Raw genomic sequence first — 21266 nt, forward strand, 5'->3', positions numbered from 1 at the left:
TTTCAATGAATTGAACATAACCTTATAATTTTATTAACGGTAAATTTACGTTTGATGCATATTTCTTCTCCCCCTAAATCACCGACAATTGGGAATACGTCTCCTTCCAATTGGCCTCTGGCGCTTTGTGCCGGGCTGTTGGGCATCGGGCAAAACGGCCTGTTGGTGGCATTGCCGGTGTTGGTGGGCATGACCCAATTATCGCTTTCGGTCTGGGCTGGGCTATTGACGCTCGGCTCAATGCTATTTCTGGTCGGTTCGCCATGGTGGGGCCGGCAGTCTGAAATTCGGGGCTGCAAGTTTGTGGTAACCATGGCATTAGCAGGGTATTTGTTCAGTTTTGCTTTACTGGCCTTAGCCGTTTGGGGGCTATCTGCCGGTTGGCTTTCACCGATGGTGGGGCTAGGTGGACTGATCGTGGCAAGAATTATCTATGGGTTGACGGTATCCGGTATGGTGCCTGCCAGCCAGACATGGGCGTTGCAGCGTGCAGGTTACGAACAGCGCATGTCGGCACTGGCGACCATCAGCTCCGGTCTGAGTTGCGGGAGGCTGCTTGGGCCGCTGTGCGCAGCATTGGCATTGTCTATTCATCCGATGGCGCCGTTGTGGCTGATGGCTATTGCACCATTGATTGCCTTGCTGGTGGTGTGCCGCCAGCACAACGATCCGCCGTTGCCGCCAGTCGCGCATCAGCAAAATCGGCTGCGTCTCAATATGGCACCTTATTTACTGTGCGCATTGTTGTTGGCTGCGTCCGTTAGCCTGATGCAACTGGGGCTGGCACCACATTTGACGCGTTTGTTTAACCACTCTGCCACCACCGTCAGCCATCATGTGGCGGTATTGCTGAGCGTCGCTGCGGCCTGTACGTTGTTGGCGCAGTTCCTGATCGTGCGCCCACAGCGCTTTAGCGCGCCGCAGCTACTGTTGATTGCGGCAGTATTGATGGTGGTGGGGCTGGGCCTGATGTGTGCTCAACCGTTGGCGCTATTTTATACCGGCTGTGCGCTGGCCTCCTTTGGCGCCGCCATGGCAACGCCGGGTTATCAGTTGATGCTGAACGATAAATTATCTACCGGCAAAGGGTCAGGGGCGATCGCAACCAGTCATACGTTGGGTTATGGTCTGAGTGCACTGATGGTGCCGGTGGTGGCAAGGTTTTATGGTGAGTCGCAGCTGATCGCGGCGGCTCTGACGATGGCGGTCCTGCTGGGTGGTATCAGCGGCTGGCTATGGCACCAGCACCGCATCCAGGTAAATTCTGCGGGAGAGTAAGCATTATGTCCGGCGTATCAAGCTACAGAATTTTTGATATCACACTGAAAGTAAAAGAGAATGTATCGCCTTCCTTGCTGCGCTGCGTTTTTGAGGGACCGGACGTCCACCGCATGAAGCTGGAAGCGCCGGATCAGCGCATCAAACTGTTGTTCCCGGCCGAGGAAGGGCAGAACCTACGCCTGGAAAACAGTGACGACTGGTATCGGAACTATATGGCGATACCGAAAGCACAGCGTCCGGTGATGCGCACTTATACGTTGCGCGCGTTACGGGTCGAACAGAACCAAATGGAGGTCGAGTTTGTACTGCATGGTGTGAACGGGCCGGCCTCCGCGTGGGCGACGCATGCCAAACCAGGAGATACCATTCAGACGGTGGCACCCAATGCCGATTTCGACGGTGACAGCGGCGGCTACGAATGGGCACCGCCGAGTGCGTTGCAACAAGCTCTGCTGATCGCCGACGAAACGGCCGTGCCGGCGGCGGTGGGCATTCTGGAGCAGTTGGCGCAGCAGGCCAACCCGCCACGGGTGCAGGCGTTTTTTGAAGTGCCGGTCGCGGGTGACTGCCTGAATATGGACCGCTTCCCGTTTGCCGAGGTGTATTGGTTACCGCGTGACGTGGGACATCAGCAGATGCATGGCACCTTGTTGGTGGAATCGGTGCGCCAACGGGTAAATATTCCCGAATCGGCGCGGACGCAAGCGCAGTCGCTGGCGGAAAACAGTCTGGGGGGCGATCTGCTGTGGGAACGAGCCGAAGGGGCGAAAAGCTTCTACGCCTGGGTTGCAGCAGAGTCTTCCGCTGTGAAGGCGTTACGCCGTTATCTGATTGGCGAACGCGATCTCGATCGTTCCACCGTTAACTTTATGGCGTACTGGTGTTGATATCAGCATTAAACGGGGCGCGAGCGCCCCGTTTGCCTTACGCCATCAAACTCACATGCGCGGCGACGATGCGCCAACCGCAGGGCAGTTTGACCCAGGTTTGCATCTGACGGCCAATGCGTTCGCTACCAGGTCGGCGAAATTCGGTGCTGGCCACCGCCATATCGTCACCGTAGGTGGTGATCACGGTGTTCTCAAGCAGACGTTCCAGTCCTTTTGAGGGCCGCTGCTGGCGGAAGTCGCGGATCTGATCGATACCGTACAAATTCTCCGTCGCGCCATAACGAACGGTACGCCCGTCGTGCCAAAACAGTTCATCCAATACGTCAATATCGTTGCTAATCAACGCCTGCTCATAGCGGTAAAAGGCGGCGTTCACCTCTGCCAAAACCGCTGGACGATCAATATAGTCACTCTTCATCAGTTAATCCTGTTTCCCCGGTAAAACACAGGCCGCCACGCCGCGTTGTTCCAGCGCATAGGCGGCGCGCAATGCCAGATCCTCGCGCCACGGCGGGGCGATCAGTTGCAGACCAATCGGCAGGCCAGAGGCCGTTTTCAGCGGCACGGTCACTACCGGTAAGCCGAGGAAGGAGATCGGTTGTGTCAACATCCCCATATTGGCACGGATGGGCAGATCGGCACCGTTTATGCGCATGGTTTCCTGACCAATGGCTGTAGCACTGCACGGTGTTGCTGGGGCGATCAGAATGTCCCAGTGTTCAAACAACGGCAATACCTGCTGTTGGAAATGGGAGCGGAAGCGTTGTGCCTGCACATACCAAGCGGCAGGCAGCATGGCACCGGCCAACAAGCGTTCACGTGACAATGGCTCAAAGCGTTCAGGGTGACTACGCAGCAGTGGCAGGTAGTGGTTACCTCCCTCCGCGGCAGTGAGAATAAACGCGGCAGAACGCGCCAGTTCAGCCTGTGGCAATTCGACTTCGGCGATGGCTTCAAGTGCCTGTGCGACTTGCAAGACCGCCGCTTTTGCGTCGTCATCGCACCATTGCTGAAAATATCCCGCCAGTACTGCACAACGCAGGCCCTGTTGTCCACGCGGCAGCAGTGACTCGGTTTGGGTGATCGGTTTTTCTGCCTGAAAGCGATCTTCGATATCGGTGCCTTGCATCACGTCATATACCGCCGCCAGATCACGCACCCGACGTGCAAAGGGACCGACATGATCCAGACTGGCGATAAAGGGTTGGCTGCCACTCCGCGACAAGCGACCAAAGGTAGGTTTTAGGCCAAAGATGCCGCACAACGAAGAGGGCACACGTATTGAACCGTTGGTATCGCTGCCGAGTGAGAATGTCACCAACCCGGCGGCGACGGCTGCCGCTGAACCGCCAGAAGAGCCGCCGGCAATGCGTGTGGTGTCGTGTGGGTTGCGTGTCGCGCCATAGTGACTATTTTCGGTGGTAAAGCCATAGGCATAGGCATCCATATTCAGCATGCCGGAGAGCAACGCACCCTGTGTCGCCAGCTTGTTCACCACCCAGGCATCCTGTTTGGCGGGCGGGTTATCGCAAAACAGGCTGGCACCGGCCAGGGTGGTCTCCCCGGTGACATCGAACAGGTTTTTCACTGCATAAGGAATGGCTGCCAGCGTCGGCAAAACCTGGCCCTTGGCGCGGATGCGATCAATATGATCGGCCTCACTCAACATACGTTCGCGGGTGATGTGGGTGTAGGCGTTCAACGAAGGATTGAGCTCATCGAGACTTTCCAGCGTTTGCTGGGCGATCTCTCGGGCAGACATCGCACCTTGGTTCAAAGCGGCGCGAATCTCGGCGATCGACAAAGCGCTTAGTGGATTCATGCTCGATATACCCCGGCAATTTCCAGGCGCTGATCAAGCGGCAAGGCCATCAGCGGTTCCGCCATCGCGGCGATGCGGTTGAACTGGGCCAACAGTTCTTGGCGGCGTACGTCATCCAGTTCCAGGGCCAATATGGCTTCCATCTGGCTGATATAGGCTGCCCAGTCGGCGGCAAGTGGATTGTTCATTGTGTCCCCTTCTTGATAGCGCGATTAGAAGCCAGCGGCGCTGCCGTTGCTGCGTGGATCAAAAGCGCCTTCGAGCATGCCGTTAGTATGGCGAACAATGGCGCCGGCGTGGCCGACGGCTTCGCTAAAGTCAGGCAGCAGCTCCACGTCGTGTCCGCGTTGACGTAAATAGCTCACGGTTTCCTCGGTGAAGCGCCCTTCAAGCTTCAACGAGTCAGAGCTTTCGCCCCAGGTGCGGCCGAGTAACCAGCGTGGGGCACTGATCGCCTGTTGCAGCGGTAATCCCTGCACCACATGGCGGACAAAAACTGCCGCCTGGGTCTGCGGTTGACCATCCCCTCCCATTGAGCCATACACCAGAGTGCGTCCGTCATACAAACGTGCGGCCGCCGGGTTCAGGGTGTGGAACGGTTGTTTACCCGGTGCCAGTGCCAATAGGTGGGCAGCATCCAAACTGAAAGAGGCGCCGCGGTTTTGCCACAGTACGCCGCTGTGTGGCAGCACTACGCCACTGCCGAATTCGTGATAAATGCTTTGGATAAAGGACACCGCCAGGCCGCTGCTGTCCATAACGCCCATCCAGACGGTATCGCCGGGGCCTTTACCTTTCCCCCAGTTAGCAGCCTGTTCAGGATCGATGTGTTTGGCCAGTGCATCCAGGTGCTCGGTGGTCAGCAATGCCTGTGGATCCTGTGTCATCTGACGTGGGTCTGTGATGAATTGGTCGCGCAGACTGAAGGCCAACTTGGTGGCTTCAACAATCCCATGGATGACAGCACCTTCGCTGCGGCTGGCGAGCGGCAGGCGGTCAGTCAGCCCGAGGATCGCCAGCGATACCAGGCCCTGAGTCGGCGGTGTCAGGTTAAAAACTTCGCCTTTCTGATGTTCAAGCCGCAACGGTGTACGGCGGCGTGGGCGATAATCTGCGAGATCCTGCGCGGTGAGTGGCATGCCGAGCCTGGCCATATCAGCCGCCATATCCAGCGCCAGTGGGCCGCGATAGAAACTGTCCAAACCCTCTTCGGCCAGCGTAATCAACGTATCCGCCAACTGTGGCTGGCAGAAGCGTTGCCCGGCGTGAGGTATTTCGCCATGCGGCAGGTAAGTGCGGGAAAAGCATTCCAGATTTGCCAGCTCAGAGTATTTGCTACGCGTGGCGGCTTCTTGCGAAGCAGTAACCGGAATGCCATCTGCGGCGTAGCGAATGGCATCTGCCAGCAGGCGCGGGAGCGGTAATTGTTCGCCACCAAGTTCGGCGGAATAATCCAACGCTTCCTGCCAGCCGCCAACGGTACCCGCGACAGTCAGTGCCGCTTTGGGACCCCGATGCGGTATGTGGCTTTCACCTGCGTAAAAATCCAGTGTGGCTAAAGAGCCTGCTGCCCCACTGGCATCGATCGCCACTGGATCGCCTTGTGGGGGAACGATCAACCAGAAGCCGTCGCCCCCCAAGCCGTTCATGTGTGGGTAGACTACGGCGATAGTGGCGGCAGCGGCGACCATCGCTTCAATCGCGTTTCCGCCTTCACGCAGTACCGCCAGTGCACTTTCGCTGGCGAGGTGGTGCGGTGTAACAGCCATGCCCAATGGCGCTGTGTTGCTGTTAATCATCTTTGGCCCTTGTTTGAGGTCAGCGTCTGCCTCAAACACAAGCAAGAGATGTTCCATGTTTTCGTTAAGGGCAATAATCGCTTGCCAGCAGGTGGATTGGGCATGCTATGTTCCGCTGAAACAAAGGTTACAATCTCCATCATATTTCACATGGCCGTGGTGTTATCTTCCTCGCTCACTCCAGTGACTAAGCTTCTGGGGGATTGGTTATTGCCTGGCCGCACGTTGAAATCTATTGGGGAAAGCAGGAGTAGCAATGAAGCAGATTGATGAACGCCTGCGCGGTGAATATCCACGGCTCACGCCGCAGGAACAGCGGGTGGCCGACTTTATTTTTGATCACTTTGATGACCTGATCAGCTACAACAGTGCTGAGCTAGCACGCTTGAGCGGCGTGTCCAAAGCTACGGTCAGCCGCTTGTTCAAACGCCTGGGGTACCCAAGCTACCGCGCTATGCGTGATGAGTTGCGCACCCTGCGTCAGAGCGGTATGCCGTTGACTGATAACCGTGATGCGGTGCAGGGCAACACCTTGCTGGCGCGGCACTACAAACAGGAAATGGCCAATCTCACCCACTGGGTAAACCACATTGATACCAATCAGTTCACTGCGGTGATCGCCGCTTTGGTGCAGGCGCGGCGTGTGGTGCTGATGGGGTTTCGCAACAGCTATCCGGTGGCGATGCACCTGCGCCAACAACTGATGCAAGTGCGGGAACAGGTCTTACTGGTGCCTCAGCCTGGCCAGACTTTGGCAGAAGAGTTGGTTGATCTGGATAAACGGGATGTGGCCGTGGTGGTGGCGTTTCGTCGCAGACCGCGTCAGTTGCGTGCACTGTTAACACAATTACAGGTTCAACAGGTGCCGACACTGCTGGTGTGTGAACCGCAGGTGCAGTCATTGATCCCGCTGGCGAGCTGGCATCTGGCGACGCCCCTCGACAGTGTTTCTGCTTTCGACAGTTATTCTGCGGCGATGAGTTTGGCTAACCTGATGAGCAATGCCTTGCTGCATGAGACCCTGGCGCAAGGTCGTCAACGCATTCACCAGATCGCTGACTTGTATAGCGATTTGGATGAGCTGGAACAGCGCTGACTTCAGCGCTATTTTGGTGCTTTCGCACTTTGATGGTGCGCTATTTTCCCGTTTGATTGATTGGCCTTGCCGTGACCATGGCAGGGTGACTCCTCTCCTAATGCCCTAACTTACGGGCAGTAACGCCAAACATTCCCGATGCTGTTAATTGGCACATTAGTTGCAAAGTGATAATCAAAGAATCTTTTGTTTCATCATTTCACCATCGGGGATAATCTATGAACTTCAAGAAAATCGGTGTAGTGGCGTTAGGTGCGGTGCTGCTAATGGCGCAGGCCGCGACGGCGATGGCGGATCAACTGCAGGAAATCCAGCAGCGCGGTGTGCTGCGTGTGGCTGTACCCCAGGATTTCCCACCGTTTGGTTCGGTGGGGACCGATTTACAGCCGCAGGGTTATGACATCGATATGGCGCAATATCTGGCCGACAAGATGAAACTTAAGTTGCAATTGGTGCCAGTCACCAGCGCCAACCGCGTGCCCTACCTGCAGACCAACAAGGTCGATTTGGTGATTTCCAGCCTGGGTAAAAATGCGGAGCGTGAGAAGGCGATTGCCTTTAGCCGCACCTATGCGCCGTTCTTCCTTGGCGTGTTTGGCCCGAAAGCGTCGGCGCTGGCGGACGCCGCGCAGTTGGACGGTAAAACCATTGGCGTGACGCGCGGTGCGGTGGAAGACATGGTGCTGAGCGACACCGCGCCGAAGGGCGCGCAGATCAAGCGATATGAAGATAACAACACCACGCTGTCGGCTTATCTGTCCGGTCAGGTGCAATACATCGCTACCGGCAATCTGGTGGTGAGCGCCATTGCGCGACAGAATCCGACTCATGCGCCAGTAGCCAAATTTATGCTTAAAGATTCACCGTGCTACGTGGGGTTGCGTTTGGGCGAGCCAGCGTTGAAAGCAAAAGTGGATGAACTGATTGAACAGGCGTTGAAAGACAACACCCTTAATGGTTTGTCGGAAAAATGGCTGAAAGCGCCATTGCCTGCCAACTTTGGCGCATAACGGGGACGCCTGATGACCTATCAGCTTAACTTTCCTGCTCTGTGGCCTTATCTGCCCGAATTGCTGGCCGGCCTGCTGACCACCATTGAGCTGACGGCCATGGCCACGGTGATGGGCGTTGCACTGGGTATTTTTGGTGCAGCGCTCCGTAGCGGCAAAGCTAACCTGCCCAGCCGTCTTTGGGGTGTTTACGTTGAGATCGTGCGCAATACGCCGTTCGTGGTGCAACTGTTCTTCATTGTATTTGGTCTGCCCAGTTTGGGATGGAAACTGACCGCCGGCCAGGCGGCATTACTGGCGATGGTGGTTAACCTGGGCGCTTACAGTACCGAAATCATCCGTGCAGGTATTCAGGTAACGCCGAAAGGCCAGTGGGAAGCGGGGCGGGTACTGGGATTCAGCCGTAGCCAAACGTTTTTGCGCATCGTGTTGCCGCCGTCGCTTCAGCGGATTTATCCGGCGCTGGTTAGTCAGTGCATTATTGTCATGCTGGGGTCATCGGTGGTGTCACAGGTGTCGTTCGAAGAACTGACGTTTGCAGCCAACCTGATTCAGTCGCGTACCTTCCTCAGTTTTGAGGTGTATCTGGTAACGGCGCTGTTTTACCTGCTGTTATCCATACTGATGCGCCAGCTGTTGCTGGCCGCCGGACGCCGTTTTCTAGGGAGCCAAAGCTGATGCTGACGTTTACCGATTGGGACATTGTACGCAATTTGCTGCTGGCGGCACGCTGGACGCTGTTGTTATCACTAACGGCATTTATTGGCGGCACCCTGGTGACCTTGCCGCTGTTGTTGCTACGCCTGAGCAAACGTAAGTGGGCGCTGCGGTTTGTTCGCGGTTATTCCGAGCTGTTTCAGGGCACGCCGCTGCTGATGCAGCTATTCCTGGCCTTTTTTGGGCTGGCACTATTTGGCATTGATGTTAGCCCCTGGACCGCGGCCGCGTTGGCGCTGACGTTATTCACCAGCGCTTTTCTGGTGGATATCTGGTCTGGCAGCATCGCCGCATTGCCGAAAGGCCAGTGGGAAGCGTCGCGCTGTCTGGGGCTGAGCTTTGGCCAGACGCTGGCGCGGGTGGTGGTGCCACAGGCAGTACGTATCGCCATCGCACCTACTGTCGGTTTTTCGGTTCAGGTGGTCAAGGGGACCGCACTGGCGTCGATCATTGGTTTCGTCGAACTGACCAAGGCCGGCACCATGTTGAATAACGTCACTTATCAACCGTTTAAAGTTTTTGGCTTGGTCGCTCTGGGGTACTTCCTGATGTGCTACCCATTGTCGCGCTACAGCCATTATCTGGAGAAGAAATTCCATGCCGCTCATCACAATTAATCAGGTTCAAAAGTATTACGGTCAGAACCATGTGCTGAAAGGCGTGGATCTGGATATTGATATGGGGCAGGTGATTTCGATCATCGGTCGCAGCGGTTCCGGTAAAAGCACGTTGTTACGCTGCATCAACGGGTTGGAAGGTTATCAGGAAGGCAGTATCAAACTGGGCGGTATGACGGTGACCGATCGCGATTCACAGGCGCGTGAAATCAGCCGCTCCATTGGCATGGTGTTCCAGAACTTCAATTTATTCCCACACATGACCGCGCTGGAGAACGTGATGCTGGCGCCGCGCCGAGTGCTGAAGAAAAGCCCGGCCGAATGCCGCGGGCTGGCGGAAGAGATGTTGAATAAAGTCGGGCTGGGCGAACGTATGCATTATTCGCCGGCCAACCTTTCAGGTGGACAGCAGCAGCGGGTGGCGATTGCCCGGGCATTGGCGATGAACCCGAAGGTTTTGCTGTGTGACGAAATTACCTCTGCGTTGGATCCTGAGCTGGTGGGCGAAGTGCTAAAAGTGCTGGAGCAACTGGCCAAAGAGGGGATGACGCTGATCCTGGTGACTCATGAAATGAACTTTGCCCGTGAAGTCGGTGATCGGGTGGTGTTTATGCACCAGGGAAAAGTATGGGAACAGGGTGACAGCCGTACGTTATTTGCCAACCCGCAAACGCAGGAATTAAAACAGTTTATTGCGTCGGTCCGCGGTCTGTCCGAACTCTGATAAGCGTAAATCTCTACCCAATAGATTTCAAGAGGCAGGAAGGCAGCAACGCAGCGAGTCCCTCCTGGGAGCGTACAAGTAGTACGTGACCACGGTGAGCGAGGAAAGCCAACGCATCTGCAACTTGAAAGATGAAGGGTATATTAAGCTGGTAAGGAATTAACATGTTAGATATCGCAAAATTTGATCAGATTAATCCCCCCGCCCGCCTGTTGATGGGGCCGGGTCCGATCAACGCCGATCCGCGCGTGCTGCGTGCCATGTCGAGCCAGTTGATTGGCCAGTACGATCCAGCAATGACTGGCTACATGAATCAGGTGATGGAACTGTATCGTGCGTTGTTCCGCACCGAAAACCGCTGGACCATGTTGGTGGACGGCACCTCCCGTTCGGGTATTGAAGCGATGCTGGTTTCCTCAATCCGCCCCGGTGACAAGGTGCTGGTACCGGTGTTTGGTCGTTTCGGTCATCTGCTGTGTGAGATTGCCCGCCGCTGCCGTGCTGAGGTGCACACCATTGAGGTGCCCTGGGGCGAAGTGTTCAGTGCGGACCAGATTGAAGATGCCATCAAGAAGGTACGTCCGCGTCTGTTGTTAACGGTGCAGGGTGATACCTCCACCACGATGTTGCAGCCGCTGGAGGCGTTGGGGGATATCTGCCGCCGCCACGGTGTACTTTTTTATACCGATGCCACCGCTTCATTTGCCGGTAACCCGTTGGAAACCGATGCTTGGGGGCTGGATGCCGTCTCCGCTGGGTTGCAAAAATGCCTGGGTGGCCCGTCGGGCAGCTCGCCAGTCACCCTCAGCCCGCAGTTTGAAGAGATCGTTCGCCGTCGTAAATGTGTAGAGCAGGGCATTCGTACAGCAGACCATGCCGATGGTGACGACGAGATGATCTACTCCAACTATTTCGATCTCGGCATGATCATGGATTACTGGGGCCCGGAGCGCCTGAACCACCATACCGAAGCCACCAGCATGCTGTTTGCCGCGCGCGAGTGCGCCAGGGTGATCCTGGAAGAAGGGCTGGATAACACCATTGCCCGTCATAAGCTGCACGGCGCGGCCATGCTGGCCGGTATTCAGGGCATGGGGCTGGAAGTCTTCGGCAACCTTGAAAACCGAATGAATAACGTGCTCGGCGTGGTGATCCCGCAGCAGGTGCACGGCGAGCAGGTACGTCAGATGATGCTGAATGATTTTGCCATCGAGATAGGTACGTCGTTCGGCCCACTGCAAGGCAAGATCTGGCGTATCGGCACCATGGGGTACAACGCGCGTAAAGATTGCGTGCTACAGACGTTGACCGCGCTGGAAGCGGTGCTGAATCGGCTTGGCTTTGTCAGCAAGCAGGGTGAAGCGCTACAGGCCGCTTGGAATACCTACGATGACGGGAGCCGTTGATGGCTGCGTTGTTGACCGCCCAGGAGGCGGAGCAGGCAGCGGCGCGGGTGATGGCACGTTGTGATGCACTGGCGGCGATCAGTGCTACGCCGGGCGAGTTGACACGGGTTTACCTGTCGCCGGAGCATCGGCGCGCCAATCTGTTAGTCGGTGATTGGATGCGCACTATCGGCATGACGGTGTGGCAAGACAGCGTCGGTAACATCTGCGGTCGCTATGAAGGCCAAACGCCAGGCGCTCCTGCGCTTTTGCTCGGTTCGCATTTGGATACGGTGCGTAATGCCGGGCGTTATGACGGCATGCTCGGCGTATTGACTGCGCTGGAAGTGGTGGCGCATTTGCATCAGCAGCAACGGCGTCTGCCAGTCGCAGTTGAAGTGATTGGCTTTGCTGATGAAGAAGGCACGCGTTTTAGCATCGCCTTACTCGGTAGCAGAGGTATTACTGGGCAGTGGCCGGCCGACTGGTTGGAAAGGACTGACGTCGACGGTATCAGCGTGGCGCAGGCACTGCGTGAATTTGGTCTTGATCCGGCGGCGGTCGGTGAGGCGCAGCGCGCACAAAGTGATATCTGCGGGTACCTGGAAGTGCACATTGAGCAAGGGCCATGCCTGGAAGCTGCCGACCTGGCACTGGGTGTGGTGACTGCGATTAACGGTGCCCGGCGCCTAAACTGCACCTTCATTGGTGAGGCGGGCCATGCCGGCACCGTACCTATGGGGCAACGTAAAGACGCATTGGCTGCGGCGGCGGAATGGATGGTGGCGATTGAGGCCATCACCGCAGCGAGTGATGGGCATCGGGTGGCGACCGTAGGACGGATAGAAAGTTTGCCGGGAGCGGTCAACGTGATCCCGGGCGAGGTCAGACTGTCGCTTGACGTGCGTGGCCCGGAAGACGGCCCGCTGGTGTCACTGCTGACGCAGTTACTGGCGCAGGCACACGCGATTTGCGCACGCCGGGGACTGCGTTTTTCCAGTGAAGAGTTTTACCGCATAAATGCAACGGAATGTGATGCAAATTTGCAACAGCGCTGGCAACAGAGCGTGGTGGCGGCGCAAGGACGCAGTCTGGCGTTGCCAAGCGGTGCAGGGCACGATGCGATTGCGTTAGCGGCCTGTTGGCCCGTGGGCATGTTATTTGTACGTTGTGATCGCGGTATTAGCCACCATCCGGCTGAAGCCGTCAGCCAGTCTGATGTGGCGCTGGCTATCCAGGCTTACTGTCAGACGGTTGCTACCTGGGGAGATGACTAATGCGTCTGCAACGGTTTAATCAATTACCCGTGGCACAAGCGGAACAGTTGCTGCGCCCTTGTGTGGAGATTCCAGCCTGGATCGCGGCGGTGATTACGGCGCGGCCATTCAGCAGTGTCGACAACGCACTGGCGGTGGCCTGGCAAGCAGCGCAACGTTGGCGAACCGAAGAGATCAAGCAGGCGTTGGCGCAGCATCCACGTATCGGGGAGCGTGCCAAGGGGAACGCGCGGGAGGCGCAGTTTTCTGAGCGTGAACAAGCGGCGGTCAATGCGGAGGATGCAGAGCTTGCCAATGCATTGCTGGCAGGGAACCGGCGCTATGAAGCGCAATTTGATCAGGTATTTTTGATCCGTGCCGCTGGCCGTGATGGGCCGGGTATTCTGCGGGAGCTTGAACGGCGATTGCATAACAGTGCAGAGCAGGAACGGCAGGAAACCGCTGAACAGCTGCGTGAGATCGTGATGCTGCGTTTTAAGGAGTTACTGAGCGATGAGTAAAATTAGCACCCATATTTTGGATACGTCACTCGGAAAACCCGCCGCCAGCGTGCGGCTGTGGCTGGAACGTGAGCAAAACGGCCAGTGGCAGACACTGGCAGAAAGCCATACGGATGCTGATGGTCGCGCACGTGATCTTATGTCGGATAGCCTGGTGACAGGGCATTACCGTCTGTCTGCCGATCTTGGCGCTTACTTTGCTGCCGATCGGCGTGCAACGTTGTATGCCACGGCCATCATCGATTTTGTCATCAATGATGATGCTCAGCATTACCATTTACCGCTGCTCATCAGCCCATATTCTTACTCAACCTATCGGGGCAGCTAAACGCCCTTAGCGGTTAACCCGCATTGACGAGGTATCTATGGCTCTGTCTCAGGATAAGGGCGCGGCTTCGTGCTGCCCGGAAAATGAAAAATTGCCGTTGGCAAAGACTTTCGCCTACGGCCTGCAGCATATTCTGACCATGTACGGTGGGATTATTGCGCCGCCGTTGATCATCGGTTCAGCCGCAGGGTTAAGCGCACCACAGATTGGCATGCTGGTGACGGCGGCATTGTTTGTCAGTGGGTTGGCGACCCTGCTGCAAACGTTGGGCCCCCCCGGTTTCGGTTCGCGATTGCCACTGGTACAGGGGGTTTCTTTCGCCGGGGTGGCAACCATGGTAACGATTGTGACGGGGGATGGGGGGCTGCCAGCGGTATTCGGTGCGGTGATTGCCGCTTCGCTGGTGGGGCTGTTGATTGCGCCATTCTTTTCACACATTATCCGTTTCTTCCCACCGGTGGTGACCGGCACTGTGGTGACGGTGATTGGCCTGTCATTGATGCCAGTGGCGGTACGTTGGGCGATGGGCGGTAATGCCAAGGCGGCGGACTGGGGCTCCACCGGGAATATTGGCCTGGCGGCTTTCACGCTGGCGGTCATTTTATTGCTCAATAAAGTGGGCTCACCGGCGTTGAAACGCCTGTCCGTGCTGTTGGCGATGGCGGTTGGTTGCGTGGTGGCAGTGCTGGTTGGCAAGGTCAGTTTTGCTGCTGTGGGGAACGGGCCATGGTTGGCATTCCCTGCGCCTTTTGCGTATGGCTGGCCCACCTTCGAATTAAGTGCCGTGTTATCCATGCTGTTGATTGTGCTGGTGCTGCTGACAGAAACCACGGCGGGGTTAATGGCGGTTGGCGACATTGTCGGTTCACCGGTGAATGCGCGCCGTATCGCCAATGGTCTACGCGCCGATATGCTGTCGAGTGCGTTGTCACCGGTCTTCAACTCATTCCCACAAAGCTCCTTTGCCCAGAATATTGGACTGGTGGCGATCACCGGCGTGAAGAGCCGTTTTGTCGTCAGCGCCGGTGGTGCAATTTTGGTGCTGCTGGGCGTTTTGCCTGTGCTGGGCCGATTAGTTGCCTGCATTCCGTTGCCGGTACTGGGCGGTGCGGGTGTGGTGCTGTTTGGTTCGGTGGCGGCCAGTGGCATTCGTACCCTGGCGAAAGTGGATTATAAGGACAACATGAATTTGGTGGTGGTGGCGACGGCGATCGCCTTCGGCATGATCCCGATCGTGATGCCGACCTTTTACGATCAGTTCCCGAATTGGGTGCGTACGTTGCTGCATTCAGGTATCAGCGCTTCATGCCTGGTGGCTCTCCTGTTGAATCTGCTGTTTAACCGTATTGAAAGTGCAGAAGAAAAGGCGGGAGAGGAAGAACTTTCTTGACGTCACGGGCGCAGTGGAGCACGCCCGGGATCATCAATCGTGGCGCAGGAAGCTGTCGGCATCGCGCCAGGCCGGGAAGGCGCTGCGGTAGCTTTGCAGGGTTTCCAGCGACAGCTCTGCATCCAGCTGTGCGGCGGCGAATGGTTCCGCTTGCGCCAGCGTTTCCCCTTGCGGGCTGAGGATCAGACTGTCACCGCTGTAGTTCAGCCCATTGCCGTCTTCGCCCACACGATTGCAGCCAGCCACGTACACCTGGTTTTCAATGGCGCGTGCTGCCAACAGGGTTTGCCAGTGTTTGCTGCGCGGTGCTGGCCAGTTGGCGACGTACAACGCCAGATCGTAATCTTGTTGATAGCGGGACCAAACTGGGAAGCGCAAGTCATAACAAATCTGCGGCAGAATCCGCCAGCCGCGCCATTCGAAAATTTCACGCCGTTTGCCCGCCTGATAATGCAGGTGTTCGCCGGCCATGCGGAACAGATGGCGCTTATCGTAGGCATGTACCTGACCGTTTGGCTCAACCAGCAGGAAACGGTTTACTGCGCCTTCGGCAGTTTTCAGCGCCACACTGCCGCCAACCAGAGCGTTGCTTTTGCTCGCCCAGCCGTGCAGCCAGTCGATCACCTGCTGTTCGGGTAGCGCACTTTCCCCGGCGTCCATAGCAAAACCGGTAGTGAACATCTCAGGCAGCACAATCAAATCGCGGCCACTTAACGGTGCCAGCAGCGTATCAAAATGACGCAGGTTGGCCTCGCCGTCGCGCCAGACTAAGGGGTGCTGCAACAGGGTAATTTTTAAAGTCGACATAACCGCTCCGCAGCTGCATCCAGCGTGGCATCCTGTTTAGCGAAGCACAGCCGGATCAATTTATGTGGGAAAGGATCGGCACAGAAGACCGACAGCGGGATCGCCGCCACGCCTACGTGCTCAGTTAACCAATGGCAGAACGCCACGTCGTCCAAATCGGAGACGGCGCTGTAATCTGCCAATAGGAAGTATGTACCTTCGCAGGGGAGAATTTCCAGTCGGCTGTTTGACAATGCCTGCACAAAACGATCGCGCTTGGCACGGTAAAACGCCGATAACTGCTGCCAATGTTCTGGTTCGCTGCGCAGCATATCTGCCAGTGCCAATTGCGCCGGGGTGTTGACTGAGAAGGTCAGGTATTGGTGCACTTTGCGTACTTCTGCACTCAGCGCTACTGGGGCCACGCAGTAACCCACTTTCCATCCTGTCATGTGGAAGGTTTTACCGAAAGAGGACACGGCGATCGCACGCTGACGCAATTGTGGGTGAGCTAATACGCTGGTGTGTCCCCCTTTGGCGAAGCAAATGTGCTCATAGACTTCATCGCTGAGGACATAGATTTCGTGATCGCTAATGGCGTGCCACAAGTGCTGCATATCTTCAGCTTGCCAGGCCGTGGCGGAGGGGTTGTGCGGCGTATTGAGGATCACCAGACGGGTACGTGGTGACAGCAATTCAGAAAATTGTTGCCAGTCTACGCTGAACGCCGGGGGGTGCAGTGCAATGCGTTTTAGCGTGCCGCCGGACAAGGCCACCGCCGGTGCATAGCTGTCGTAGCTGGGATCAAAGCAAATCACTTCATCGCCGGGACGTACTAACGCGCTGATGGCGGCGAACAGGGCTTCGGTAGCCCCTGCCGTGACGGTGACTTCGGTGGTGGCGTCCGGCAGCCAGCCGTACAGAGCCGCGGTTTTCTCGGCGATAGCCTCACGCAGTGGAGCAACGCCAGTCATCGGTGCATATTGGTTAGCGCCCTGACTCACATGCCAGGCCAAGCGCTCTTTCAGGTAGTCCGGACCATCAAAATCGGGAAAACCTTGCGACAAATTGATTGCCTGATGCTGTGCCGCCAATGCACTCATCTGGGTAAAAATGGTTGTGCCCAGCGCGGGCAGTTTACTTTCGGGAATCAATGCTGAAGTGCTCATAGCAGGCTAATACTCCTGGCGCTTATGTTGCCGTCAATATAACACGATGTTAGTATTTGGCAATCAAGACGCTTAGATGGCTAAATGAAGAAAAGATCTAACCATTAATCAAATCATTCTAAGCTTCATCTGCTGGACGACCTTACAGACCGGGAAACGATAATGACCGAAAATCCGCAACTTACAGCGCTATTGTCTGCTTGCCACTGGATTGGTGAGAAGGGCTGGTGTCCGGCGACGGGAGGTAACATGTCGTTGCGTCTCGACGATCAGCACTGTCTGGTGACCGAATCCGGCAAGGATAAAGGCAGCCTGACAGAAACAGATTTCCTGCTGGTAGAAACTGGCACTAATCATGTACCAAGCGGCCGTACACCATCGGCGGAAACCGGCCTGCATACCTTGATTTACCGTCTCTACCCGCAGATTGGTGCGGTGCTGCATACACATTCAGTGAATGCGACTGTGCTGTCGCGTGTTGAACGTAGTGATGGACTGTTGTTGCAGGGCTATGAGATGCAAAAATCACTCAGCGGACAAAACACGCACCTGGACAGCGTGGTTATCCCCATTTTCGATAACGATCAGGACATCCCGCGATTAGCAGCACGTGTGGCGGCTTATGCTGAAGTAACGCCATTGCAATATGGTTTTCTGGTGCGGGGACACGGTTTGTATTGCTGGGGCCGCCAGGTCGCAGAGGCTCGCCGTCATCTCGAAGGGCTGGAATTCCTGTTCCAGTGCGAACTGCAACGCCGTTTACTGGAGGCAAAATGATCCGCGCTATCGTCACCGACATTGAAGGCACCACCAGCGATATCCGCTTCGTACATCAAGTATTGTTCCCTTATGCACGTGAAAGGTTGGCGACGTTTCTTCGTCAGCACGCCGCTGATGCCGAAGTGACCGCGCCGCTGGCCGACTTACGCCATGAAATTGATCAGCCGCAGGCGGATATTGAGCAACTGATTACCACGCTGTATCGCTTTATGGACGAAGACCGCAAGTCTACCGCGCTGAAAGCATTGCAAGGCATCATTTGGCGCAGTGGCTACCAGAACGGTGATTTTCGTGGGCATTTGTATCCCGAAGTGGCCGGGCAATTGGCTGTCTGGCAGCAGCAAGGGCTGAAGTTGTATGTCTACTCATCCGGGTCGGTAGAGGCACAGAAACTGCTGTTCGGATACAGCGATGCCGGGGATCTGCGGCCGCTGTTCAGCGGTTATTTTGATACCCACGTTGGTGCCAAGCGTGACGTTGCGTCGTATCGTAATATTGCCAGTGAAATCGGTATTGATCCTGACGCGCTGTTATTTCTTTCTGACATTCACCAAGAGCTGGACGCCGCGCGTGCCGCCGGTTGGCATACCTGCCAACTGATCCGCAATGATGCCGATGAACAAAGCCAACATCCGCAGGTTAACCGGTTTGATCATATCGATTTAGGGGAGTTTGCCTCATGAGTGGATTAACCATTTTCAGTGATAAAGAGCCGCAGCAGCCTTTGTGGCAGAGCAATGATGCGCAGGCGATCCAGCAGCAGCTGGCGCAGATTGGCGTACGTTTCGAACGCTGGCAGGCGGATCGCGAACTGGGTGAAAACCCGGAACCTGCGACGGTGATCGCCGCCTATCAGCATCAGATCGATCGACTGGTGGCGGAGAAGGGTTACCAGAGTTGGGACGTGATTAGCATGCGTCCGGATAATGCCCAGCGTGACGTGTTGCGCAGCAAGTTTTTATCCGAGCATACCCACGGCGAAGATGAAGTGCGTTTCTTTGTCGAGGGTGCTGGACTGTTCTGCCTGCATCTGGATGGCAAGATCTTCCAGATCCTGTGTGAGAAGAACGATCTGATTTCGGTGCCGGCCGATACCCGCCATTGGTTCGATATGGGCTCAGCACCGAATTTCACTGCCATCCGCGTGTTCGATAACCCGGAAGGCTGGGTGGCGCATTTCACCGGCGACAACATCGCCGATGCGTATCCACGTCTCGATTGACCGCTATGATGCGGGCGTTAGCCTAACGCCCGCGTGAAAATTCCTTCATTAGCCTGTTGCGGCGTGATCACGCCGCTGTCGAACACCCAGCCACTAATCAGTGCCGCTGGCGTCACGTCGAATGCCGGGTTATAGACCGGGGCATCAACAGGTGCCCACTGGCATGAGCCAAAGCTACCCGCAACACCGGTCACCTCGGTGGCAGCGCGCTGCTCAATCGGGATTGCGGCTCCATTTGGGCAGTGCGGATCATGGGTGGTGTGCGGCGCGGCGACGTAGAACGGAATACGGTGGTAATGCGCCAGCACCGCCAGGCTATAGGTGCCAATCTTGTTAGCGACATCACCGTTAGCGGCGATGCGGTCGGCACCGACCCACACGGCATCTACCTGGCCCTGCGCCATTAGGCTAGCGGCCATAGAGTCGCAAATCAGCTTATATGGGATACCCAGTTCGCCCAGTTCCCAAGCGGTCAGTCGCCCTCCCTGTAGCAGCGGACGGGTTTCATCGACCCACACCTGTTGTACATTGCCTTGCTGATGAGCGCGCAACAGAACGCCGATGGCTGTGCCAATCCCCGCGGTTGCCAGGCCACCAGTGTTGCAATGTGTCAGCAGACGGCTGCCGGGTTTCACCAGTTCGGCACCGTGATCGGCAATGCGATCGCACAACTTGCGATCTTCTTCCACTAATCGCAATGCTTCTTCCACCATCGCGGATACCCACTGAGGTTGTGCTAGTGCGAGCTTCATGCGATCCAGATTGTTCATCAGGTTGACTGCCGTCGGTCGTGCGGCACGTAACGTGATCAGTGCTTGCTCCAGTTCTTCACGCGGCAGGCCGCGTTCCGCCAACAGAGCCAATAGCAGGCTGGCGGATAAACCAATTAACGGTGCACCGCGTACTCGCAGGCTGTGAATATGCCCCACCAATTCTTCCACGCTGTCACAGGTACGCCACTGTTTTTCCTGCGGCAAAGCCTGTTGATCGAGGATCCAAAGTCGGTTGTCACTCAAGGTCAAACTGGTGGTGTTAAGCGCTTGCATCGGCGGTTAATTCCTTGTTGCGTAGTTATTGCATCTGGAAAGCTATTCTGCCAACATGACATCCGGATGTATAGACGTCCAAATGCTTTTACGTCTAAAAAAATAAAATTGCTACGCCAGTGAGAAAGGAAGGAGGGGTTGGGTATGTCGCATTATCGTACGTTTACTGCTGCCGATGCTGTTGAGTATGCACGTCAATACGGGCAACTCACCGATCCTCACGCGCTCGTTAGCGCCGACGAGATTGGCGACGGTAACCTGAACCTGGTGTTCAAGATCCGCGATCGTGACGGTATAAGCCGGGTGATCGTCAAACAGGCACTTCCGTACGTACGTTGCGTGGGGGAATCTTGGCCATTGACCTTGGATCGTGCGCGTATTGAAGCAGAGACCCTGTTGATCCACGGTGGTTTTTGTCCACGGCATACGGTAAAGGTACTCCATCACGATCCCGAGCTGGCGGTGATGGTACAAGAAGATCTTTCTGATCATCACATCTGGCGCAGCGAATTGCTCAAGGGCAAGTATTACCCGTTGGCGGTTGGACAACTGGCGGAATATTTGGCCCAGACCCTCTTCCATACCTCCGACTTTTATCAGTCGGCCCAGCAGAAAAAAGCTGAGGTCAGCCGTTTTACCAATCCTGAACTGTGTCAGATCACTGAAGATCTGTTCTTTACCGATCCCTATATTGATCATGAACGTAATCAGTTCGATGCAGCACTGCTGCCGCAGGTGCTTGAACTGCGTCATGATGCGCCGCTAAAACTGGCTGTCGCCGGGTTGAAACATCGCTTTTTGAGCAAGGCAGAAGCGCTGCTGCATGGCGATATTCACAGTGGCTCGATTTTTGTCGCGGAAGGTAAACTGAAGGCGATAGACGCAGAATTTGGTTTCTATGGCCCGATCGGCTTTGATGTCGGTAGCGTGCTGGGGAACCTGTTATTGAATTACTGTGGCTTGCCGGGGCTTTTAGGGCCGCGTGATGCCGCCGCAGGGCGTGAGCAGCGTTTACAAGATGTACGCGAACTTTGGCTGATTTTCTCTGATCGTTTCCTGGCGTTATGTCACCAACAGACCCGTGAACTTGCGTTGGCAGTACCAGGCTATGCCGAACAGTTCCTGCAGCAGGTGTGGACGGATGCGGTAGGCTACTGTGGCAGTGAGCTGATCCGTCGCACTATTGGCCTGGCGCATGTTGCCGATCTGGACAGCATAGACGATGCCGAGATGCGCCTTGAGTGTCAGCGTAATGCTTTAGGGTTGGGCCGTGCGCTGATCGTCAATGCACCGCAAATCGAACATATCGACGCCCTGCTGGCGCGTATTCGCCAGAACGGCTAGTCTGCCGGATATCCTGAAGAAGGGAGCTGATGGATCCATCGCCAACAATCAACAGGTGGGGCAAGCTCAACCGCTGGCTTGCC

Annotated in this window: 23 protein-coding genes; 16 read left to right on the plus strand and 7 right to left on the minus strand. The window is 56.2% G+C overall.

Going from position 1 to position 21266, the window contains the following annotated elements; genetic code table 11:
- Window positions 1-54 precede the first annotated feature (54 nt).
- Both SGBXF1_RS04265 and SGBXF1_RS04270 read left to right on the plus strand, forming a co-directional pair.
- Entirely contained in the window at window positions 55-1278 is a 1224-nt protein-coding gene (locus SGBXF1_RS04265) for an MFS transporter (protein WP_186427877.1), read from the plus strand.
- Window positions 1279-1283: 5 nt separating this feature from the next.
- Window positions 1284-2168: a siderophore-interacting protein gene (locus SGBXF1_RS04270; protein WP_186427878.1), complete on the plus strand. Its 885-nt coding sequence runs from the start codon at window positions 1284-1286 to the stop codon at window positions 2166-2168.
- 37 nt (window positions 2169-2205) lie between these two features.
- Here SGBXF1_RS04270 and hpxZ read toward each other — a convergent pair whose 3' ends face one another.
- Genes hpxZ through SGBXF1_RS04290 form a run of 4 tightly spaced genes read right to left on the minus strand, consistent with a single transcriptional unit; the run spans window position 2206 to window position 5792 of the window.
- Window positions 2206-2589, minus strand: coding sequence for an oxalurate catabolism protein HpxZ (hpxZ, locus tag SGBXF1_RS04275; protein WP_037422993.1), 384 nt, complete (start codon window positions 2587-2589; stop codon window positions 2206-2208).
- Window positions 2590-2592: 3 nt separating this feature from the next.
- Window positions 2593-3993, minus strand: a complete 1401-nt coding sequence (locus SGBXF1_RS04280) for an AtzE family amidohydrolase (RefSeq protein ID WP_061808644.1) — start codon at window positions 3991-3993, stop codon at window positions 2593-2595.
- Window positions 3990-4181 carry an oxalurate catabolism protein HpxX gene (gene hpxX / locus SGBXF1_RS04285; RefSeq protein WP_037422999.1) on the minus strand — a complete coding sequence of 64 codons (192 nt, stop codon included), beginning with the start codon at window positions 4179-4181 and terminating at the stop codon, window positions 3990-3992. The genes SGBXF1_RS04280 and hpxX overlap by 4 nt, the downstream gene beginning before the upstream one ends.
- A gap of 24 nt (window positions 4182-4205) precedes the next feature.
- A complete protein-coding gene (locus SGBXF1_RS04290) occupies window positions 4206-5792 on the minus strand; it encodes a gamma-glutamyltransferase family protein (protein ID WP_061808659.1) in 1587 nt (528 codons plus the stop codon).
- 256 nt (window positions 5793-6048) lie between these two features.
- Between SGBXF1_RS04290 and SGBXF1_RS04295 the strand changes: the two genes are divergently transcribed.
- From SGBXF1_RS04295 to SGBXF1_RS04340, 10 genes are all read left to right on the plus strand, one after another.
- Window positions 6049-6888 carry a MurR/RpiR family transcriptional regulator gene (locus tag SGBXF1_RS04295; protein WP_186427879.1) on the plus strand — a complete coding sequence of 280 codons (840 nt, stop codon included), beginning with the start codon at window positions 6049-6051 and terminating at the stop codon, window positions 6886-6888.
- Window positions 6889-7106: 218 nt separating this feature from the next.
- Window positions 7107-7898 (plus strand): transporter substrate-binding domain-containing protein, encoded by a 792-nt coding sequence (locus SGBXF1_RS04300; protein ID WP_186427880.1) that lies wholly within the window; start codon window positions 7107-7109, stop codon window positions 7896-7898.
- A 12-nt stretch (window positions 7899-7910) separates the two neighbouring features.
- On the plus strand, window positions 7911-8576 hold the full coding sequence (locus SGBXF1_RS04305; RefSeq protein ID WP_130379353.1) for an amino acid ABC transporter permease: 666 nt from the start codon (window positions 7911-7913) through the stop codon (window positions 8574-8576).
- Entirely contained in the window at window positions 8576-9232 is a 657-nt protein-coding gene (locus SGBXF1_RS04310) for an amino acid ABC transporter permease (RefSeq protein WP_037423012.1), read from the plus strand. The genes SGBXF1_RS04305 and SGBXF1_RS04310 overlap by 1 nt, the downstream gene beginning before the upstream one ends.
- Window positions 9213-9956: an amino acid ABC transporter ATP-binding protein gene (locus tag SGBXF1_RS04315; protein ID WP_186427881.1), complete on the plus strand. Its 744-nt coding sequence runs from the start codon at window positions 9213-9215 to the stop codon at window positions 9954-9956. The genes SGBXF1_RS04310 and SGBXF1_RS04315 overlap by 20 nt, the downstream gene beginning before the upstream one ends.
- A 164-nt stretch (window positions 9957-10120) precedes the next feature.
- On the plus strand, window positions 10121-11362 hold the full coding sequence (locus SGBXF1_RS04320) for a pyridoxal-phosphate-dependent aminotransferase family protein (protein WP_061808648.1): 1242 nt from the start codon (window positions 10121-10123) through the stop codon (window positions 11360-11362).
- Window positions 11362-12618 (plus strand): allantoate amidohydrolase, encoded by a 1257-nt coding sequence (hpxK, locus tag SGBXF1_RS04325; RefSeq protein WP_186427882.1) that lies wholly within the window; start codon window positions 11362-11364, stop codon window positions 12616-12618. Before SGBXF1_RS04320 ends, hpxK begins: the two co-directional genes overlap by 1 nt.
- On the plus strand, window positions 12618-13118 hold the full coding sequence (gene uraD, locus SGBXF1_RS04330) for a 2-oxo-4-hydroxy-4-carboxy-5-ureidoimidazoline decarboxylase (RefSeq protein WP_130379357.1): 501 nt from the start codon (window positions 12618-12620) through the stop codon (window positions 13116-13118). The genes hpxK and uraD overlap by 1 nt, the downstream gene beginning before the upstream one ends.
- On the plus strand, window positions 13111-13446 hold the full coding sequence (gene uraH, locus SGBXF1_RS04335) for a hydroxyisourate hydrolase (protein ID WP_186427883.1): 336 nt from the start codon (window positions 13111-13113) through the stop codon (window positions 13444-13446). The genes uraD and uraH overlap by 8 nt, the downstream gene beginning before the upstream one ends.
- A gap of 37 nt (window positions 13447-13483) precedes the next feature.
- The gene (locus tag SGBXF1_RS04340) at window positions 13484-14836 is read left to right on the plus strand and encodes a nucleobase:cation symporter-2 family protein (RefSeq protein WP_037423027.1); all 1353 of its coding nucleotides are present in this window, start codon (window positions 13484-13486) and stop codon (window positions 14834-14836) included.
- A gap of 33 nt (window positions 14837-14869) precedes the next feature.
- On the opposite strand, the gene SGBXF1_RS04345 is transcribed toward SGBXF1_RS04340, so the two are convergent.
- Together SGBXF1_RS04345 and SGBXF1_RS04350 are read right to left on the minus strand one after the other, a co-directional pair.
- On the minus strand, window positions 14870-15643 hold the full coding sequence (locus SGBXF1_RS04345; protein ID WP_186427884.1) for an amidohydrolase: 774 nt from the start codon (window positions 15641-15643) through the stop codon (window positions 14870-14872).
- On the minus strand, window positions 15631-16791 hold the full coding sequence (locus SGBXF1_RS04350; RefSeq protein ID WP_186427885.1) for a pyridoxal phosphate-dependent aminotransferase: 1161 nt from the start codon (window positions 16789-16791) through the stop codon (window positions 15631-15633). Before SGBXF1_RS04350 ends, SGBXF1_RS04345 begins: the two co-directional genes overlap by 13 nt.
- Before the next feature lie 162 nt (window positions 16792-16953).
- Between SGBXF1_RS04350 and SGBXF1_RS04355 the strand changes: the two genes are divergently transcribed.
- From SGBXF1_RS04355 to SGBXF1_RS04365, 3 genes are read left to right on the plus strand one after another with little or no spacing between them, the layout of a single operon-like run.
- Window positions 16954-17568: a methylthioribulose 1-phosphate dehydratase gene (locus SGBXF1_RS04355; RefSeq protein ID WP_037423033.1), complete on the plus strand. Its 615-nt coding sequence runs from the start codon at window positions 16954-16956 to the stop codon at window positions 17566-17568.
- On the plus strand, window positions 17565-18254 hold the full coding sequence (mtnC, locus tag SGBXF1_RS04360) for an acireductone synthase (RefSeq protein ID WP_037423035.1): 690 nt from the start codon (window positions 17565-17567) through the stop codon (window positions 18252-18254). The genes SGBXF1_RS04355 and mtnC overlap by 4 nt, the downstream gene beginning before the upstream one ends.
- Window positions 18251-18793 carry a 1,2-dihydroxy-3-keto-5-methylthiopentene dioxygenase gene (locus SGBXF1_RS04365; protein WP_037423037.1) on the plus strand — a complete coding sequence of 181 codons (543 nt, stop codon included), beginning with the start codon at window positions 18251-18253 and terminating at the stop codon, window positions 18791-18793. The genes mtnC and SGBXF1_RS04365 overlap by 4 nt, the downstream gene beginning before the upstream one ends.
- Window positions 18794-18810: 17 nt before the next feature.
- On the opposite strand, the gene mtnA is transcribed toward SGBXF1_RS04365, so the two are convergent.
- Window positions 18811-19839: an S-methyl-5-thioribose-1-phosphate isomerase gene (gene mtnA / locus SGBXF1_RS04370; protein ID WP_037423038.1), complete on the minus strand. Its 1029-nt coding sequence runs from the start codon at window positions 19837-19839 to the stop codon at window positions 18811-18813.
- A gap of 144 nt (window positions 19840-19983) precedes the next feature.
- Here mtnA and mtnK point away from each other — a divergent pair, with 144 nt between their 5' ends.
- Window positions 19984-21183, plus strand: coding sequence for an S-methyl-5-thioribose kinase (mtnK, locus tag SGBXF1_RS04375; protein ID WP_037423039.1), 1200 nt, complete (start codon window positions 19984-19986; stop codon window positions 21181-21183).
- Window positions 21184-21266: the final 83 nt, after the last annotated feature.

The organism is Serratia grimesii, assembly GCF_900186025.1.
GTDB lineage: Bacteria > Pseudomonadota > Gammaproteobacteria > Enterobacterales > Enterobacteriaceae > Serratia > Serratia grimesii.

What these genes read in the sequence shown, in the direction of transcription:
- SGBXF1_RS04265 (WP_186427877.1), top strand. Translation starts at nt 55, where the DNA reads ATGCATATTTCTTCTCCCCCTAAATCACCGACAATTGGGAATACGTCT.
- SGBXF1_RS04270 (WP_186427878.1), top strand. Translation starts at nt 1,284, where the DNA reads ATGTCCGGCGTATCAAGCTACAGAATTTTTGATATCACACTGAAAGTA.
- hpxZ (WP_037422993.1), bottom strand. Translation starts at nt 2,589, where the DNA reads ATGAAGAGTGACTATATTGATCGTCCAGCGGTTTTGGCAGAGGTGAAC.
- SGBXF1_RS04280 (WP_061808644.1), bottom strand. Translation starts at nt 3,993, where the DNA reads ATGAATCCACTAAGCGCTTTGTCGATCGCCGAGATTCGCGCCGCTTTG.
- hpxX (WP_037422999.1), bottom strand. Translation starts at nt 4,181, where the DNA reads ATGAACAATCCACTTGCCGCCGACTGGGCAGCCTATATCAGCCAGATG.
- SGBXF1_RS04290 (WP_061808659.1), bottom strand. Translation starts at nt 5,792, where the DNA reads ATGATTAACAGCAACACAGCGCCATTGGGCATGGCTGTTACACCGCAC.
- SGBXF1_RS04295 (WP_186427879.1), top strand. Translation starts at nt 6,049, where the DNA reads ATGAAGCAGATTGATGAACGCCTGCGCGGTGAATATCCACGGCTCACG.
- SGBXF1_RS04300 (WP_186427880.1), top strand. Translation starts at nt 7,107, where the DNA reads ATGAACTTCAAGAAAATCGGTGTAGTGGCGTTAGGTGCGGTGCTGCTA.
- SGBXF1_RS04305 (WP_130379353.1), top strand. Translation starts at nt 7,911, where the DNA reads ATGACCTATCAGCTTAACTTTCCTGCTCTGTGGCCTTATCTGCCCGAA.
- SGBXF1_RS04310 (WP_037423012.1), top strand. Translation starts at nt 8,576, where the DNA reads ATGCTGACGTTTACCGATTGGGACATTGTACGCAATTTGCTGCTGGCG.
- SGBXF1_RS04315 (WP_186427881.1), top strand. Translation starts at nt 9,213, where the DNA reads ATGCCGCTCATCACAATTAATCAGGTTCAAAAGTATTACGGTCAGAAC.
- SGBXF1_RS04320 (WP_061808648.1), top strand. Translation starts at nt 10,121, where the DNA reads ATGTTAGATATCGCAAAATTTGATCAGATTAATCCCCCCGCCCGCCTG.
- hpxK (WP_186427882.1), top strand. Translation starts at nt 11,362, where the DNA reads ATGGCTGCGTTGTTGACCGCCCAGGAGGCGGAGCAGGCAGCGGCGCGG.
- uraD (WP_130379357.1), top strand. Translation starts at nt 12,618, where the DNA reads ATGCGTCTGCAACGGTTTAATCAATTACCCGTGGCACAAGCGGAACAG.
- uraH (WP_186427883.1), top strand. Translation starts at nt 13,111, where the DNA reads ATGAGTAAAATTAGCACCCATATTTTGGATACGTCACTCGGAAAACCC.
- SGBXF1_RS04340 (WP_037423027.1), top strand. Translation starts at nt 13,484, where the DNA reads ATGGCTCTGTCTCAGGATAAGGGCGCGGCTTCGTGCTGCCCGGAAAAT.
- SGBXF1_RS04345 (WP_186427884.1), bottom strand. Translation starts at nt 15,643, where the DNA reads ATGTCGACTTTAAAAATTACCCTGTTGCAGCACCCCTTAGTCTGGCGC.
- SGBXF1_RS04350 (WP_186427885.1), bottom strand. Translation starts at nt 16,791, where the DNA reads ATGAGCACTTCAGCATTGATTCCCGAAAGTAAACTGCCCGCGCTGGGC.
- SGBXF1_RS04355 (WP_037423033.1), top strand. Translation starts at nt 16,954, where the DNA reads ATGACCGAAAATCCGCAACTTACAGCGCTATTGTCTGCTTGCCACTGG.
- mtnC (WP_037423035.1), top strand. Translation starts at nt 17,565, where the DNA reads ATGATCCGCGCTATCGTCACCGACATTGAAGGCACCACCAGCGATATC.
- SGBXF1_RS04365 (WP_037423037.1), top strand. Translation starts at nt 18,251, where the DNA reads ATGAGTGGATTAACCATTTTCAGTGATAAAGAGCCGCAGCAGCCTTTG.
- mtnA (WP_037423038.1), bottom strand. Translation starts at nt 19,839, where the DNA reads ATGCAAGCGCTTAACACCACCAGTTTGACCTTGAGTGACAACCGACTT.
- mtnK (WP_037423039.1), top strand. Translation starts at nt 19,984, where the DNA reads ATGTCGCATTATCGTACGTTTACTGCTGCCGATGCTGTTGAGTATGCA.